A 15,622-nucleotide genomic window follows, 5' to 3' on the forward strand; every position below is an offset into this window, starting at 1 on the left:
ACGGCTCAGTCGAGCCGCGTTGACGGATCAATCACGCCGCATCGACGGCTCAGCGGCGGCGACGCGTCCGGCTGGGACGGGCGGCCTTGGCACGCTTTGCGGCGAACCTCACACCGCCCGGGCTCTCGCCGACCTCTACCCGCACGACGGTCGACAGGGGATCCACGATGCCCTCACCGACCTGGACGACGGAGGTCCCCACCACACCGAGCTTGGACAGCGCGGCACGGGCGCCGTCGATCTCCTCCTCGGCCGTGTCGCCCTTGAGCGCCAGCATCTCTCCGTAGGGACGCAGCAGCGGCACTCCCCAGCCGGCCAGCCGGTCCAGCGGCGCCACGGCACGCGCGGTCACGACATGCACGGGGGGAAGCTTGCCGAGCACCTCCTCAGCACGGCCGCGGACAACGGTGACGTGGTCCAGGCCCAGCAGCTCCACGACCTCCTGGAGGAAGTTCGTACGGCGGAGCAGCGGCTCCAGGAGCGTGATCTTCAGATCCGGCCGCACGAGAGCCAGGGGGATGCCGGGCAGTCCGGCGCCCGAGCCGACGTCGCACACGGTGACGCCCTCGGGCACCACCTCGGAGAGCACCGCGCAGTTCAGCAGGTGTCGCTCCCACAGCCGGGGAACTTCACGCGGGCCGATCAGCCCGCGCTTGACGCCCGCGTCCGCGAGGAGCTCCGCGTACCGCACGGCCTCCGGGAAGAACTCGCCGAAAACCGTCCGCGCCTGTTCGGGCGCAGGGGGGAGCTCCGCTGCCTCCGTCACGGGAACCGTCCTTCCGCACCGCACGCATAGGTGCGAGCGCACTGTGATGGCTGACTATCAGGCTGACAAGATCGGCCCCGCCTGCGAGCAGACGGGGCCGACTCTGCGAGAGGGGTCAGGCAGGGAGTACGACGACGAAGCGCTGCGGCTCCTCGCCCTCGGACTCGCTGCGCAGACCGGCCGCGGCGACCGCGTCGTGCACGACCTTGCGCTCGAACGGCGTCATCGGGTCCAGCTTGACCGGCTCACCGGTCGACTTCACCTCGGACGCGGCCTTGGCGCCGATCTCGGCGAGCTCGGCGCGCTTCTTGGCGCGGAACCCGGCGATGTCGAGCATCAGGCGGCTGCGGTCACCGGTCTCCCGGTGCACAGCGAGGCGGGTCAGCTCCTGGAGCGCCTCCAGCACCTCGCCGTCGCGGCCCACGAGCTTCTGCAGGTCGCGGCTGCTCGAGTCGCTGACGATCGAGACCGCCGCACGGTCCGCCTCGACGTCCATGTCGATGTCGCCGTCGAGGTCGGCGATGTCGAGCAGACCCTCGAGGTAGTCGGCCGCGATCTCACCCTCCTGCTCCAGGCGGGTCAGGGTGTCGCCACCCTCGGCGGCGGAGATGGTGCCTTCCGTCACGGATGGACTCCTTCTACTTCTTGGACGACGGGTGCTTGGGGCGCTGCTGGCCCTTGCGCTGACCGGACTTGGCCTGGCGGTTGCCGCCGGAGTTGGCCCGGCTCGGACGCGTGGGCTTGTCGCCCTGCGCCGAGTCCTCGGCGTCGCTCTTGGCCTCGTCCTTCGGCTTCTTCTCCAGCGAGGTGGTGGGCTTCTCGTCGGAGGTGTCGGAATCCGCGGCATCCTCGGGCCTCGCCGTGGAGTGCTGGGCCGCGGCCTGACGCTGGGCCTTGGTCTGACGCTTGGGCTGCTGGCGCTTGGCCGCGGCACCCGCCTCGACCTCGGCGGCGACGGTGTCGCTCTTGATCACGGTGCCGTCGGCCTGGGCGGCGAAGCCGGCCTTGGCCAGGCCCGAGAAGAAGCGGCGCTCGTTCTCGTTGCGATCGGTGCCCTTGGCGACGATGGCCTTGACGATGTTCTTCCGACGGCGACCGCGGACCTCATCGTGGGACCCGATGCTCTTCAGCAGGCGCTGGAGGTAGGCGTCCTGCGCCTTGCTGCCCGGGGTGGGGTTCTGGCTGATCACGTACATCTGCTGGCCCATGGTCCACACGTTGGTGGTCAGCCAGTAGACGAGGACACCGACGGGGAAGTTGATGCCCATGACGGCGAAGATCACCGGGAAGATGTACATGAGCATCTTCTGCTGCTGCATGTACGGCGTCTTCACCGAGAGGTCGACGTTCTTCATCATCAGCTGGCGCTGCGTGTAGAACTGCGAGGCCGACATCAGGATGATCATGACCGCGGTGACGATGCGGACCGAGGTCAGCGAGGCGTCGAGGGCGGCGACCTCAGCGGCGCTGTCGGTGAAGGTGGCGGCCAGGGGGGCGCCGAAGATGTGCGCCTGGCGGGCACTCTCCAGCAGCGGCTGGTCGATGACGCCGATCGTCTTGCCCTCGGCGATGTGGGAGAGCACCGAGTACAGGGCGAAGAAGAACGGCGACTGCGCCAGGATGGGAAGGCACGAGGAGAGCGGGTTGGTGCCCGTCTCCTTGTACAGCTTCATCATCTCTTCGGACTGACGCTGCTTGTCGCTCTTGTAGCGCTCCTGAATCGCCTTCATCTTCGGCTGGAGCGCCTGCATGTTCCGCGTCGACTTGATCTGCTTCACGAAGAGCGGGATCAGACAGATACGGATCAGCACCACGAGGGACACGATCGACAGGCCCCAGGCCCAACCCGTGTCCGGGCCGAAGATCGCCCCGTACAGCTTGTGGAACTGGACGATCACCCATGAGACAGGTGTGGTGATGAAGCTGAAGAAATTGGCAATCGTGTCCACTAATCAGGCTCCTTGAGCATTGGGCGAGGTCTCTGCGGCCGGGCTCGTCTCGGCGGTGGACCCGCCCTTGTCGCCACGCAGCGCGTTCCGCAGCAGTTCATGCCAGCGAGGACGCTTGCGCGGAGGCACGTGGTCCACGCCGCCGGGCGACCACGGATTGCACCGCAGGATGCGCCAGGCGGTCAGGGCAGTGCCCTTGATCGCGCCATGCCGGTCGATGGCCGTGAATCCATAGTGGGAACACGACGGGTAGTACCGGCAGACGGGCCCGAGGAGCGGGCTGATCGTCCACTGGTACAGCTTGATGAGAGCCAGCAGCGGGTACTTCATCGCGTGCCCCCTCCCAGGAGCCGCTGAAGAGCGGTGTCCAGGTCTCGGGCCAGCTGTGCGTGATCGGCGTCGCCGGCTCCGGGCAACGCCCGTACGACCACCAGGCTACCGGGGGGCAGCTCGGACAGTCGTTCGCGGACGAGATGGCGCAGGCGACGCTTCACCTTGTTGCGTACGACCGCGCCGCCCACGGCCTTGCTCACGACGAAACCCGCACGTGCCGGGGAAGCGCTCTCCCCAGGCGCGTGCGGGTTCGTGGCACCGCTGTTCAGGTGGACGACGAGGAGCGGGCGACCGGCCCGGCGCCCCCGGCGTACCGCGGTTGCGAAGTCCTCGCGCCGCCTCAGCCGATTCTCGGTAGGCAGCACGTCATGACCCGTTTAAGCGGATCAGGCGGACAGGCTCGAGCGACCCTTGGAACGGCGGTTCGCCAGGATGGCGCGACCGGCGCGCGTACGCATCCGCAGGCGGAAGCCGTGGGTCTTGGCGCGGCGACGGTTGTTCGGCTGGAAGGTGCGCTTGCTCACTCGGGGGCTCCAGAAATGATTCGTAGATGGCGGGACATCGCCTGGCTGTCACCGTGCGCCCACGAGTAGCTCGCAATACGCCCGAGTGCACCGCTTCACGATCACAGACCGTGATCTTTGCCCATCGGAGGCAGGCGGCAGCAGCCATCGACAACTCGACCTGGTTACGGTACGCGCGGCTACGCCATCCGGTCAAACCGACCGTTCACCGGGGTCCATTGTGCACAGGCTGTGGACAACAACTTGAACGAGGTCAGCCGCCACGACTACCGTGGCTGGACTCCTCAATCTTTTTCCGTTCTGTCCTTACCTGTCCTCGACGGAACTTCGACCACCCGTCCCGAGAACCACACATTCGTGGGACCTGCGAGAAAGCGTGCCCTGTGGCTGACGTACCTGCCGATCTTGCCGCAGTGTGGCCACGCGTGCTCGAGCAGCTCCTCGCGGAAGGCCAGCAGGGCATCGAGCCCAAGGACAAGCAGTGGATCGAGCGCTGCCAGCCTCTCGCACTCGTGGCCGACACCGCGCTGCTCGCCGTCCCCAACGAATGGGGCAAGCGGGTTCTCGAGGGACGCCTGGCTCCACTGATCAGCGAGACCCTGAGTCGTGAGTGCGGCCGCCCGATCCGGATCGCGATCACCGTCGACGACTCGGTCGGCGAGCCGACCCCCCTCGCCCCTCCCGTCCAGCAGCAGCCGCCGCGCTACGACGAGCGGCCGCCGGCGGAGACGTACGACAAGTACGACGGCTACGGCCACCGGCCCATGCCGGACGACGGCCTGCCCACGGCGCGCCCCGCCTACCCCGACTACCAGCAGCAGCGCCCCGACCCGGGCTCCTGGCCGCGCACCCAGGACGACCTGTCCTGGCAGCAGCCGCGGCCCGGCGCGTTCCCGGAGCGGGATCCGTACGCGGGTCCCCGCGCGCAGCCGCCCCAGCAGCCGCGGTACGACGAGCGGCCGACCGCCTACGACCAGCCGCAGCGGCCGGAGCGGGCCGAGCTGCCCGACCCCCCGCGTCCCGGCGGCGGCCCGGGTCACCGTCCGGGCGGCGGTCCGGTGCCGGGCCCCGGCGGCGGCTCCGCCGGACAGGGTTCCGCTGCGGGTGCTCCCGGCGAGCAGCACGCGCGACTGAACCCCAAGTACCTCTTCGACACCTTCGTCATCGGCTCCTCGAACCGGTTCGCGCATGCCGCGGCCGTCGCGGTGGCCGAGGCGCCGGCGAAGGCGTACAACCCGCTCTTCATCTACGGGGAGTCGGGCCTCGGCAAGACGCACCTGCTGCATGCGATCGGGCACTACGCGCGGAGCCTCTACCCGGGCACCCGGGTGCGGTACGTGAGCTCGGAGGAGTTCACCAACGAGTTCATCAACTCGATCCGCGACGGCAAGGGCGACACCTTCCGCAAGCGGTACCGCGATGTGGACATCCTGCTGGTCGACGACATCCAGTTCCTCGCGAGCAAGGAGTCGACACAGGAGGAGTTCTTCCACACCTTCAACACGCTCCACAACGCGAACAAGCAGATCGTGCTCTCCTCGGACCGGCCGCCCAAGCAGCTGATGACCCTGGAGGACCGGCTCCGCAACCGCTTCGAGTGGGGTCTGACCACCGACGTGCAGCCCCCGGAGCTGGAGACGCGCATCGCGATCCTCCGCAAGAAGGCGGTGCAGGAGCAGCTCAACGCCCCGCCGGAGGTACTGGAGTTCATCGCGTCCCGGATCTCGCGGAACATCCGTGAGCTGGAGGGCGCCCTGATCCGCGTCACCGCCTTCGCGAGCCTCAACCGCCAGCCGGTGGACCTGGGGCTGACCGAGATCGTCCTCAAGGACCTGATCCCCGGCGGCGAGGACTCCGCGCCGGAGATCACGGCGCCGGCCATCATGGCCGCGACCGCCGACTACTTCGGGCTCACGGTGGAGGACCTCTGCGGCTCCTCGCGCAGCCGGGTGCTGGTGACGGCCCGCCAGATCGCCATGTACCTGTGCAGGGAGCTGACGGACCTCTCGCTGCCGAAGATCGGCGGGCACTTCGGCGGACGGGACCACACGACGGTGATGCACGCGGACCGGAAGATCCGTGCGCTGATGGCCGAGCGCCGGTCCATCTACAACCAGGTCACCGAGCTGACCAACCGCATCAAGAACGGCTGAGACCGCGGTGAGAGCGGTTCACGAGCGCGGCTGAGAGCCGCCGCGCACCCCTCGAAGGGCGTTCCGGGACACCTCCCGGGGCGCCCTTTCGCCGTTTCCCGGGCGTCTCCCACCGTTACCCACACGGTTGTGCACAGCCGTGTTGTTCGAATCCGTGGGGTGGGTGGCACGTTCTCCACAGATTGGGGGATGATCTTCCGTCCACAGGGTGGGGACTGCGAAGTTATCCGGATCGCATCCACAGGGCCGCCGACTGAGGGGCCATCACTCCAGGTCAGATGGGTGTGGATTTGTTGGCAACCTTGATCCACAGGTTGTGGACGAATCTTCCGTCCACAGGGGGGCCTCTCGGTTGTCCACCGGCGACCCACAGGCTGCTGTCGGTTGCCCACAGCTTCTCCACACCGCTGTCCACTGTTCGGCAACGAAACACCCGGGATCACCGCGTCGAGTGAAAGCGGTCACACCAAGGGAGACGGTTGGGCTGTGGGGAACGTGGGTAAAGCTGGGGACAGCACTGGGGAGAACTCCAGGTTGCCTGTGTACCGGGTGTGCAGAACTTTCGGGTGTCCACAGAACACCCCGGTTGTCCACCGGGTCCACCCACAGGGGCAGTGGACAAAAAACCGGCGTTGACCTGCGCATATGGCGTTATCCACGGTTTCCACAGGCCCTACTACTACTCCCACATAGAGTTAGCCCGGAATCCGCTTCGAAGTGGGACCTGTGCACAACTCGGCGCCGGAGCCTCGGCGACCTCTTGTCGCGACTTGACCCCGAGCCGCACCGAGTGTCGGCGGCGTACGTCAGACTGGTTCCCGCAGTCGACGAAGAGCCAGCAACAGCAGGAGGCGGTTCCGGTGAAGATCCGGGTGGAGCGCGATGTACTCGCGGAGGCGGTGGCCTGGGTGGCCCGAAGCCTCCCTGCCCGTCCGCCGGCGCCCGTACTCGCGGGCCTTCTGCTGAAGGCCGAGGACGGTGCGCTGAGCTTCTCCAGCTTCGACTACGAGGTCTCGGCCCGTGTCTCCGTCGAGGCGGAGGTGGAGGAGGACGGCACCGTCCTGGTCTCCGGCCGGCTGCTCGCCGACATCTGCCGCGCCCTCCCCAACCGTCCGGTGGAGATTTCCACAGACGGTGTACGGGCGACCGTGGTCTGCGGCTCTTCCCGCTTCACCCTCCACACCCTGCCTGTGGAGGAGTACCCGGCGCTGCCGGAGATGCCCACCGCGACCGGCACCGTGCCCGGTGAGGTCTTCGCCTCCGCCGCCGCCCAGGTCGCCATCGCCGCGGGCCGCGACGACACCCTGCCCGTCCTCACCGGCGTGCGCATCGAGATCGAGGGCGACACGGTCACCCTGGCCTCCACCGACCGCTACCGCTTCGCGGTCCGCGAGTTCCTGTGGAAGCCGGAGTCCCCGGACGCCTCCGCGGTCGCCCTGGTGCCCGCCAAGACGCTGCTGGACACCGCCAAGGCGCTGACCAGCGGCGACACGGTCACCCTCGCGCTCTCCGGCTCCGGCCAGGGCGAGGGCCTCATCGGCTTCGAGGGCGCCGGCCGCCGCACCACCACCCGGCTGCTCGAAGGCGACCTGCCGAAGTACCGGACGCTCTTCCCCACCGAGTTCAACTCGGTCGCGGTGATCGAGACCGCCCCGTTCGTCGAGGCCGTCAAGCGTGTGGCCCTGGTGGCCGAGCGCAACACCCCGGTCCGCCTCAGCTTCGAGCAGGGCGTGCTCATCCTGGAGGCCGGCTCCAGCGACGACGCACAGGCTGTGGAGCGGGTGGACGCGCAGCTGGAGGGCGACGACATCTCGATCGCCTTCAACCCGACCTTCCTCCTGGACGGCCTGAGCGCGATCGACTCCCCGGTCGCCCAGCTCTCCTTCACGACGTCCACCAAGCCCGCGCTGCTGAGCGGCAAGCCGGCCGTCGACGCCGAGGCGGACGAGGCGTACAAGTACCTGATCATGCCGGTGCGCCTCAGCGGCTGAACCGCTCCGGGTGGCCGTCGACTGAGCGGCTGACCCCACAGGTGTGCACCCGGGTCCGGGCGTAGGCTCGGACCCGGGTAAACCGCACACGACGCTTAAGGAATCTCTGATGGAGCTCGGTCTCGTCGGTCTCGGCAAGATGGGCGGCAACATGCGTGAGCGCATCCGCCGCGCAGGCCACACCGTCATCGGATACGACCGCAACCCGGACCTCGCCGATGTCCACAGCCTGGAAGAGCTTGTGGGCAAGCTGAAGGGTCCGCGCGTCGTGTGGGTCATGGTCCCGGCGGGTGCCGCGACCCAGTCCACCATCGACGAGCTGGCGGAGCTGCTCGCTCCCGGCGACATCGTCGTGGACGGCGGGAACTCCCGCTGGACCGACGACGAGAAGCACGCGGAGGAGCTCGCGGCCAAGGGCATCGGCTTCGTCGACTGCGGCGTCTCCGGCGGCGTCTGGGGCCTGGAGAACGGCTACGCGCTCATGTACGGCGGCGACGCCGAGCACGTGGCCCGGGTCCAGCCGATCTTCGACGCGCTCAAGCCCGAGGGCGAGTTCGGCTCGGTCCACGCCGGCAAGGTCGGCGCGGGCCACTTCGCGAAGATGGTCCACAACGGCATCGAGTACGCCATGATGCAGGCGTACGCCGAGGGCTGGGAGCTCCTGGAGAAGGTCGACTCCGTCACCGATGTGCGCGAGGTCTTCCGCTCCTGGCAGGAGGGGACGGTCATCCGTTCCTGGCTGCTCGACCTGGCGGTCAACGCACTGGACGAGGACGAGCACCTGGACCAGCTCCGCGGCTACGCCCAGGACTCCGGCGAGGGCCGCTGGACGGTGGAGGCCGCGATCGACAACGCCGTGCCGCTGCCCGCGATCACCGCGTCGCTGTTCGCGCGGTTCGCGTCCCGCCAGGACGACTCCCCGCAGATGAAGATGATCGCCGCGCTGCGCAACCAGTTCGGTGGCCACGCGGTCGAGTCCAAGAAGTAATCCACAGGCTGTGCACCCCTCGGTGCACAGCGGCCGGGGGAAGGTCGGCGCACACCATGCACGTCACGCATCTGTCGCTGGCCGACTTCCGCTCCTACGCCCGGGTCGAGGTCCCGCTCGACCCGGGCGTCACCGCTTTCGTGGGCGCCAACGGCCAGGGCAAGACCAATCTGGTCGAGGCCGTCGGCTACCTCGCCACCCTCGGCAGCCACCGCGTCGCCTCGGACGCCCCACTGGTACGCATGGGGGCGGAGCGGGCGATCATCCGCGCGGCGGTCACCCAGGGCGAGCGCTCCCAGCTGGTCGAGCTCGAACTCAACCCGGGCCGCGCCAATCGTGCCCGCGTCAACAGGTCCTCGCAGGTCAGGCCGCGTGACGTGCTGGGGATCGTACGGACCGTCCTCTTCGCGCCGGAGGATCTCGCCCTGGTCAAGGGCGATCCCGGGGAGCGCCGGCGCTTCCTCGACGAGCTGATCACGGCGCGCTCGCCGCGCATGGCGGGGGTGCGCTCCGACTACGACCGGGTGCTCAAACAGCGCAACACGCTGCTGAAGTCCGCCGCGATGGCCAGGCGGCACGGCGGCCGTGGCATGGACCTGTCGACGCTGGACGTGTGGGACCAGCACCTGGCGCGGGCGGGCGCCGAGCTGCTGGCGCAGCGGCTGGATCTGATCGCCGTACTGCAGCCGCTGGCCGACAAGGCGTACGAGCAGCTGGCACCGGGAGGCGGACCGATCCTGCTCGAGTACCGGCCGTCCGCGCCGGGCCCGGGGCACACCCGTGAGGAGCTGTACGAGCAGCTGATCGCCGCGCTCGCGGAGGTCCGCAAGCAGGAGATCGAGCGGGGCGTGACGCTGGTCGGACCGCACCGCGACGAGCTGGTGCTCAAGCTCGGCGAACTGCCGGCGAAGGGGTACGCGAGCCACGGGGAGTCCTGGTCGTACGCGCTGGCCCTGCGGCTGGCCTCGTACGACCTGCTGCGCGCGGAGGGCAACGAGCCGGTGCTCGTCCTCGACGACGTCTTCGCGGAGCTGGACGCACGGCGCCGGGAACGGCTCGCGGAGCTGGTGGCTCCGGGCGAGCAGGTCCTGGTGACGGCCGCCGTGGACGACGACGTGCCAGGGGTGCTGGCGGGGGTCCGGTACGCGGTCGCGGGGGGTTCGGTGGAGAGGCTGTGAGGTCGTGAGCGAGAACGAGAGCCCCCAGACGCAGGCCCCCAGGACGGCCGAGCCGTCGGGTGTGGATCTCGCGCGGGTCGCGCTGCGCGCCGCCAAGGAGCAGGCGAAGGCGCGGGGCGCCGCGGCGCAGCAGAAGAAGCAGGCCCGGCGGGGCGGCGGGCTGCGCTCGGGCGCGCATGCGGACGGGCGGGACCCGGTCGGGCTCGGTGCCGCGATCAACCGGCTCATCACCGAGCGGGGCTGGGAGACGCCGGCCGCGGTGGGCGGGGTCATGGGGCGCTGGCCCCAGATCGTGGGCGAGGACCTGGCCAATCACTGCGTGCCGCTGCGGTACGACGAGGAGCCGGACGCGCGGGTGCTCACCGTGCAGTGCGACTCCACCGCGTGGGCGACGCAGCTGCGGCTGCTGGCGCCGCGGCTGGTGGCGCGGCTGAACGAGGACCTGGGGCACGGGACGGTGCGGGTGATCAAGGTCCTGGGGCCGGGGGCGCCGCGCAAGGGGTACGGACCGCTGCGGGCGCCGGGGTCCGTGGGGCCCGGGGACACGTACGGCTAGAGCGCCGGGCCGGTCGAGGGGCCGGGCACGCGCACGTGGTGCGGGCCCTCGTCCTGCGGACAGGGACCGGTGCGGAGCGCGCCCGCAGGGCCGCCGTTCCGCTGTGCCCACCCTCCCTCGGACGTCGGCCGGGGGGACCCCCGACCCAGCGGAACGACGGCCCACGGCGGGGTGGGTCACCGCCCACAGCGGGGTGTCACCGCCCGAAGCGCTGGGTGGCCGTCAGAGCCCTTTGGAGCCCCTCCCCGGATATGGGGAGTCGTCTCGCTCCCGCTCAGGGCGGCACATGCGGACTCAGGTACCGGCAAACCCCCATTCGTGTCAGCGCTACCGGTAGACTGGTAGACAATCCCGCCACCCCGCGGAACAAGTCGAACGACGCAGCCGCTCCCGTATGCCCGGAGAACGGCCTGTGCTGTGCCAGAAAGGGCGCTTCGTGGCCGATTCCGGCAACCCCAACGAGAACATTCCGTCCGCCAACGCTGCGTCGTACGACGCCAGCGCGATCACCGTCCTCGAGGGTCTGGACGCGGTCCGCAAGCGCCCCGGCATGTACATCGGCTCGACCGGTGAGCGGGGACTGCACCACATGGTGCAAGAGGTCGTCGACAACTCCGTCGACGAGGCCCTCGCCGGCCACGCGGACACCATCGACGTGACGATCCTGGCCGACGGCGGCGTGCGCGTCGTCGACAACGGTCGAGGCATCCCCGTCGGCATCGTCCCGTCCGAGGGCAAGCCCGCCGTCGAGGTCGTGCTGACGGTCCTCCACGCGGGCGGCAAGTTCGGCGGCGGCGGCTACGCGGTCTCCGGCGGTCTGCACGGCGTCGGTGTCTCCGTCGTCAACGCCCTCTCCACCAAGGTCTCGGTGGAGATCAAGACCGACGGCCACCGCTGGACCCAGGACTACAAGCTGGGCGTCCCGACCGCGCCCCTCGCCAAGCACGAGGAGACCAGCGAGACCGGCACCTCGGTCACGTTCTGGTCCGACCCGGACATCTTCGAGACGACCGAGTACTCCTTCGAGACGCTCTCGCGCCGCTTCCAGGAGATGGCCTTCCTCAACAAGGGCCTCACCATCGCCCTCACCGACGAGCGCGAGTCCGCGAAGGCGACCGTCGGCGCCGACGACCCGGACGCCGAGGCGGCCGCCGAGCCCACCGCGCGCACGGTGAAGTACCACTACGAGGGCGGCATCGTCGACTTCGTGAAGTACCTCAACTCGCGCAAGGGCGAGCTGATCCACCCGACCGTCATCGACGTCGAGGCCGAGGACAAGGAGCGCACGCTCTCGGTCGAGATCGCGATGCAGTGGAACTCGCAGTACAGCGAGGGCGTGTACTCCTTCGCGAACACGATCCACACGCACGAGGGCGGTACGCACGAGGAGGGCTTCCGGGCCGCGCTGACGGGTCTGGTCAACCGCTACGCCCGCGACAAGAAGCTGCTGCGCGAGAAGGACGAGAACCTCTCCGGCGAGGACATCCGCGAGGGTCTGACGGCGATCATCTCGGTCAAGCTCGGCGAGCCCCAGTTCGAGGGCCAGACGAAGACCAAGCTGGGCAACACGGAGGCGAAGACCTTCGTGCAGAAGGTCGTCCACGAGCACCTGACGGACTGGTTCGACCGGAACCCGAACGAGGCGGCGGACATCGTCCGCAAGTCGATCCAGGCGGCCACCGCGCGCGTGGCGGCCCGCAAGGCGCGCGACCTGACCCGGCGCAAGGGACTGCTGGAGTCGGCGTCCCTGCCGGGCAAGCTGAGCGACTGCCAGTCGAACGACCCGACCAAGTGCGAGATCTTCATCGTCGAGGGTGACTCCGCCGGCGGCTCGGCCAAGTCCGGTCGTAACCCGCAGTACCAGGCCATCCTGCCGATCCGCGGCAAGATCCTGAACGTCGAGAAGGCGCGGATCGACAAGATCCTGCAGAACACCGAGGTCCAGGCGCTGATCTCGGCCTTCGGCACCGGAGTCCACGAGGACTTCGACATCGAGAAGCTCCGCTATCACAAGATCATCCTGATGGCGGACGCCGACGTCGACGGCCAGCACATCAACACCCTGCTGCTGACCTTCCTCTTCCGCTTCATGCGTCCGCTGGTCGAGGCCGGTCACGTCTACCTCTCCCGCCCGCCGCTCTACAAGATCAAGTGGGGCCGGGACGACTTCGAGTACGCGTACTCGGACCGTGAGCGGGACGCGCTCGTCGAGCTGGGCAAGCAGAACGGCAAGCGGATCAAGGAAGACTCGATCCAGCGCTTCAAGGGTCTGGGCGAGATGAACGCCGAGGAGCTGCGCGTCACCACGATGGACGTGGACCACCGTGTCCTCGGCCAGGTGACCCTGGACGACGCGGCCCAGGCGGACGACCTGTTCTCGGTGCTGATGGGTGAGGACGTCGAGGCCCGGCGTTCGTTCATCCAGCGCAACGCCAAGGACGTTCGCTTCCTCGACATCTGAGTCGGTCTCAGCTGACCGTACGAAAGGACTGACGACCAGCAATGGCCGACGAGAACCCCCCTGTGACGACCGAAGAAGAAGAGCCGGTGCTGCGGATCGAGCCCGTCGGGCTCGAGACCGAGATGCAGCGCTCGTACCTCGACTACGCGATGTCCGTCATCGTGTCGCGTGCGCTGCCCGACGTGCGGGACGGCCTGAAGCCGGTCCACCGGCGCGTGCTCTACGCGATGTACGACGGTGGCTACCGGCCCGAGAAGGGCTTCTACAAGTGCGCCCGCGTCGTCGGCGACGTCATGGGTACGTACCACCCGCACGGCGACTCCTCCATCTACGACGCGCTCGTCCGCCTCGCCCAGCCCTGGTCGATGCGGATGCCGCTGGTGGACTCCAACGGCAACTTCGGTTCCCCGGGCAACGACCCGGCCGCCGCCATGCGGTACACCGAGTGCAAGATGATGCCGCTGGCCATGGAGATGCTCCGGGACATCGACGAGGAGACCGTCGACTTCCAGGACAACTACGACGGCCGCAACCAGGAGCCGACGGTCCTCCCGGCGCGCTTCCCGAACCTGCTGGTCAACGGCTCGGCCGGTATCGCGGTCGGTATGGCGACCAACATCCCGCCGCACAACCTGCGCGAGGTCGCGGCCGGCGCCCAGTGGGCGCTGGAGCACCCGGACGCCACGCACGAGGAGCTGCTCGACGCGCTCATCGAGCGGATCAAGGGCCCGGACTTCCCGACCGGCGCGCTGGTCGTGGGCCGCAAGGGCATCGAGGAGGCGTACCGCACCGGCCGTGGCTCGATCACGATGCGCGCGGTCGTCGAGGTCGAGGAGATCCAGAACCGCCAGTGCCTGGTGGTCACGGAGCTGCCGTACCAGGTGAACCCGGACAACCTCGCGCAGAAGATCGCCGACCTGGTGAAGGACGGCAAGATCGGCGGCATCGCCGACGTCCGCGACGAGACCTCGTCCCGTACCGGCCAGCGGCTCGTCATCGTGCTCAAGCGCGACGCCGTCGCCAAGGTCGTCCTCAACAACCTGTACAAGCACACCGACCTGCAGACGAACTTCGGCGCGAACATGCTGGCGCTCGTCGACGGCGTGCCGCGCACGCTCTCGCTGGACGCGTTCATCCGCCACTGGGTGACGCACCAGATCGAGGTCATCGTGCGCCGGACCCGCTTCCGGCTGCGCAAGGCCGAGGAGCGCGCCCACATCCTGCGCGGTCTGCTCAAGGCGCTGGACGCGATCGACGAGGTCATCGCGCTCATCCGGCGCAGTGAGACGGTCGAGGTCGCGCGCGAGGGCCTGATGGGCCTGCTGCAGATCGACGAGATCCAGGCCAACGCCATCCTCGAGATGCAGCTGCGCCGGCTCGCCGCCCTGGAGCGTCAGAAGATCATCGCCGAGCACGACGAGCTGCAGGCGAAGATCAACGAGTACAACGCGATCCTCGCCTCCGAGGAGCGCCAGCGGCAGATCGTCAGCGAGGAGCTGGCACTGCTCGTCGAGAAGTTCGGCGACGACCGCCGCTCCAAGCTGGTGCCCTTCGACGGTGACATGTCCATCGAGGACCTGATCGCCGAGGAGGACATCGTCGTCACCATCACGCGTGGCGGCTATGTGAAGCGGACGAAGACCGAGGACTACCGCTCGCAGAAGCGCGGCGGCAAGGGCGTGCGCGGGACGAAGCTGAAGCAGGACGACATCGTCGACCACTTCTTCGTCTCCACGACGCACCACTGGCTGCTCTTCTTCACCAACAAGGGCCGGGTCTACCGGGCCAAGGCGTACGAGCTTCCGGACGCCGGCCGGGACGCGCGCGGTCAGCACGTCGCCAACCTGCTGGCCTTCCAGCCGGACGAGCAGATCGCGGAGATCCTCGCGATCCGCGACTACGAGGCCGCGCCGTACCTGGTCCTCGCGACCAAGGCCGGTCTGGTGAAGAAGACCGCGCTGAAGGACTACGACTCGCCGCGTTCCGGTGGTGTCATCGCGATCAACCTCCGCGAGACGGAGGACGGCGGCGACGACGAGCTGATCGGCGCCGAGCTGGTGTCGGCGGAGGACGATCTGCTGCTCATCAGCAAGAAGGCGCAGTCGATCCGCTTCACCGCGACGGACGACGCGCTGCGCCCCATGGGGCGGGCGACGTCCGGCGTCAAGGGCATGAGTTTCCGCGAGGGCGACGAACTGCTCTCGATGAATGTCGTCCGGCCGGGTACGTTCGTCTTCACCGCCACCGACGGTGGGTACGCGAAGCGGACCAACGTCGACGAGTACCGCGTCCAGGGTCGCGGTGGCCTCGGAATCAAGGCCGCCAAGATCGTCGAGGACCGGGGCTCGCTCGTGGGCGCGCTGGTGGTCGAGGAGACGGACGAGATCCTCGCCATCACGCTGTCGGGCGGTGTGATTCGCACGCGAGTCAACGAAGTCAGGGAGACCGGCCGTGACACCATGGGCGTCCAGCTGATCAACCTGGGCAAGCGGGATGCCGTGGTCGGCATCGCGCGGAACGCCGAGGCGGGCAGCGAGGCCGAAGAGGTCGAAGCGGGCGCGGACGGCGATGGCGTCGAGGCCGCGACCGCGGTCGAAGCAGCCGAGGGCACCCAGCCCTCGGCCGGGGAGCACGAGGAGTAGAGCGTGAGTGGAGCCACGGGCGCCGGTTCGGCGGCTGCCGGAGCTTCTGCTGGTGCTGGAGCGAACGGTGCCCGTGGTTCC

The 15,622-nt window shown here is 68.8% G+C and carries 13 protein-coding genes; 7 read left to right on the forward strand and 6 right to left on the reverse strand.

The window, feature by feature from the left end; all coding sequences use genetic code 11:
• Positions 1-49: 49 nt before the first annotated feature.
• The 6 genes from rsmG to rpmH all read right to left on the reverse strand — a co-directional run bounded on the left by rsmG (position 50) and on the right by rpmH (position 3,572).
• Complete coding sequence (rsmG, locus tag AB0D99_RS12500; protein ID WP_362359515.1) at positions 50-766, reverse strand: 16S rRNA (guanine(527)-N(7))-methyltransferase RsmG; 717 nt, start codon at positions 764-766, stop codon at positions 50-52.
• A 115-nt stretch (positions 767-881) separates the two neighbouring features.
• Positions 882-1,391: a R3H domain-containing nucleic acid-binding protein gene (locus AB0D99_RS12505; RefSeq protein ID WP_362359517.1), complete on the reverse strand. Its 510-nt coding sequence runs from the start codon at positions 1,389-1,391 to the stop codon at positions 882-884.
• A gap of 13 nt (positions 1,392-1,404) precedes the next feature.
• A complete protein-coding gene (gene yidC / locus AB0D99_RS12510) occupies positions 1,405-2,715 on the reverse strand; it encodes a membrane protein insertase YidC (protein ID WP_362359519.1) in 1,311 nt (436 codons plus the stop codon).
• 3 nt (positions 2,716-2,718) lie between these two features.
• Positions 2,719-3,045, reverse strand: coding sequence for a membrane protein insertion efficiency factor YidD (gene yidD / locus AB0D99_RS12515; protein WP_137994568.1), 327 nt, complete (start codon positions 3,043-3,045; stop codon positions 2,719-2,721).
• Positions 3,042-3,413, reverse strand: a complete 372-nt coding sequence (gene rnpA / locus AB0D99_RS12520) for a ribonuclease P protein component (RefSeq protein WP_362359522.1) — start codon at positions 3,411-3,413, stop codon at positions 3,042-3,044. Before rnpA ends, yidD begins: the two co-directional genes overlap by 4 nt.
• 21 nt (positions 3,414-3,434) lie before the next feature.
• Positions 3,435-3,572: a 50S ribosomal protein L34 gene (gene rpmH / locus AB0D99_RS12525; RefSeq protein ID WP_060891143.1), complete on the reverse strand. Its 138-nt coding sequence runs from the start codon at positions 3,570-3,572 to the stop codon at positions 3,435-3,437.
• Positions 3,573-3,955: 383 nt separating this feature from the next.
• On the opposite strand from rpmH, the gene dnaA reads away from it, so the two are divergent.
• From dnaA to gyrA, 7 genes are all read left to right on the forward strand, one after another.
• Positions 3,956-5,725 carry a chromosomal replication initiator protein DnaA gene (gene dnaA, locus AB0D99_RS12530; protein ID WP_362359524.1) on the forward strand — a complete coding sequence of 590 codons (1,770 nt, stop codon included), beginning with the start codon at positions 3,956-3,958 and terminating at the stop codon, positions 5,723-5,725.
• An 860-nt stretch (positions 5,726-6,585) separates the two neighbouring features.
• Positions 6,586-7,716, forward strand: coding sequence for a DNA polymerase III subunit beta (gene dnaN, locus AB0D99_RS12535; protein ID WP_362359526.1), 1,131 nt, complete (start codon positions 6,586-6,588; stop codon positions 7,714-7,716).
• Positions 7,717-7,825: 109 nt separating this feature from the next.
• On the forward strand, positions 7,826-8,704 hold the full coding sequence (gene gnd, locus AB0D99_RS12540; RefSeq protein WP_362359528.1) for a phosphogluconate dehydrogenase (NAD(+)-dependent, decarboxylating): 879 nt from the start codon (positions 7,826-7,828) through the stop codon (positions 8,702-8,704).
• 56 nt (positions 8,705-8,760) lie between these two features.
• Positions 8,761-9,882: a DNA replication/repair protein RecF gene (recF, locus tag AB0D99_RS12545; RefSeq protein WP_362359530.1), complete on the forward strand. Its 1,122-nt coding sequence runs from the start codon at positions 8,761-8,763 to the stop codon at positions 9,880-9,882.
• 4 nt (positions 9,883-9,886) lie between these two features.
• A complete protein-coding gene (locus AB0D99_RS12550; protein ID WP_362359532.1) occupies positions 9,887-10,438 on the forward strand; it encodes a DciA family protein in 552 nt (183 codons plus the stop codon).
• Between the two features lie 412 nt (positions 10,439-10,850).
• Entirely contained in the window at positions 10,851-12,899 is a 2,049-nt protein-coding gene (gyrB, locus tag AB0D99_RS12555) for a DNA topoisomerase (ATP-hydrolyzing) subunit B (protein WP_362359534.1), read from the forward strand.
• A 41-nt stretch (positions 12,900-12,940) separates the two neighbouring features.
• Positions 12,941-15,541, forward strand: a complete 2,601-nt coding sequence (gene gyrA, locus AB0D99_RS12560; RefSeq protein ID WP_362359536.1) for a DNA gyrase subunit A — start codon at positions 12,941-12,943, stop codon at positions 15,539-15,541.
• Positions 15,542-15,622 lie beyond the last annotated feature (81 nt).

Source organism: Streptomyces sp. NPDC047971 (assembly GCF_040653355.1).
Lineage (GTDB): Bacteria > Actinomycetota > Actinomycetes > Streptomycetales > Streptomycetaceae > Streptomyces.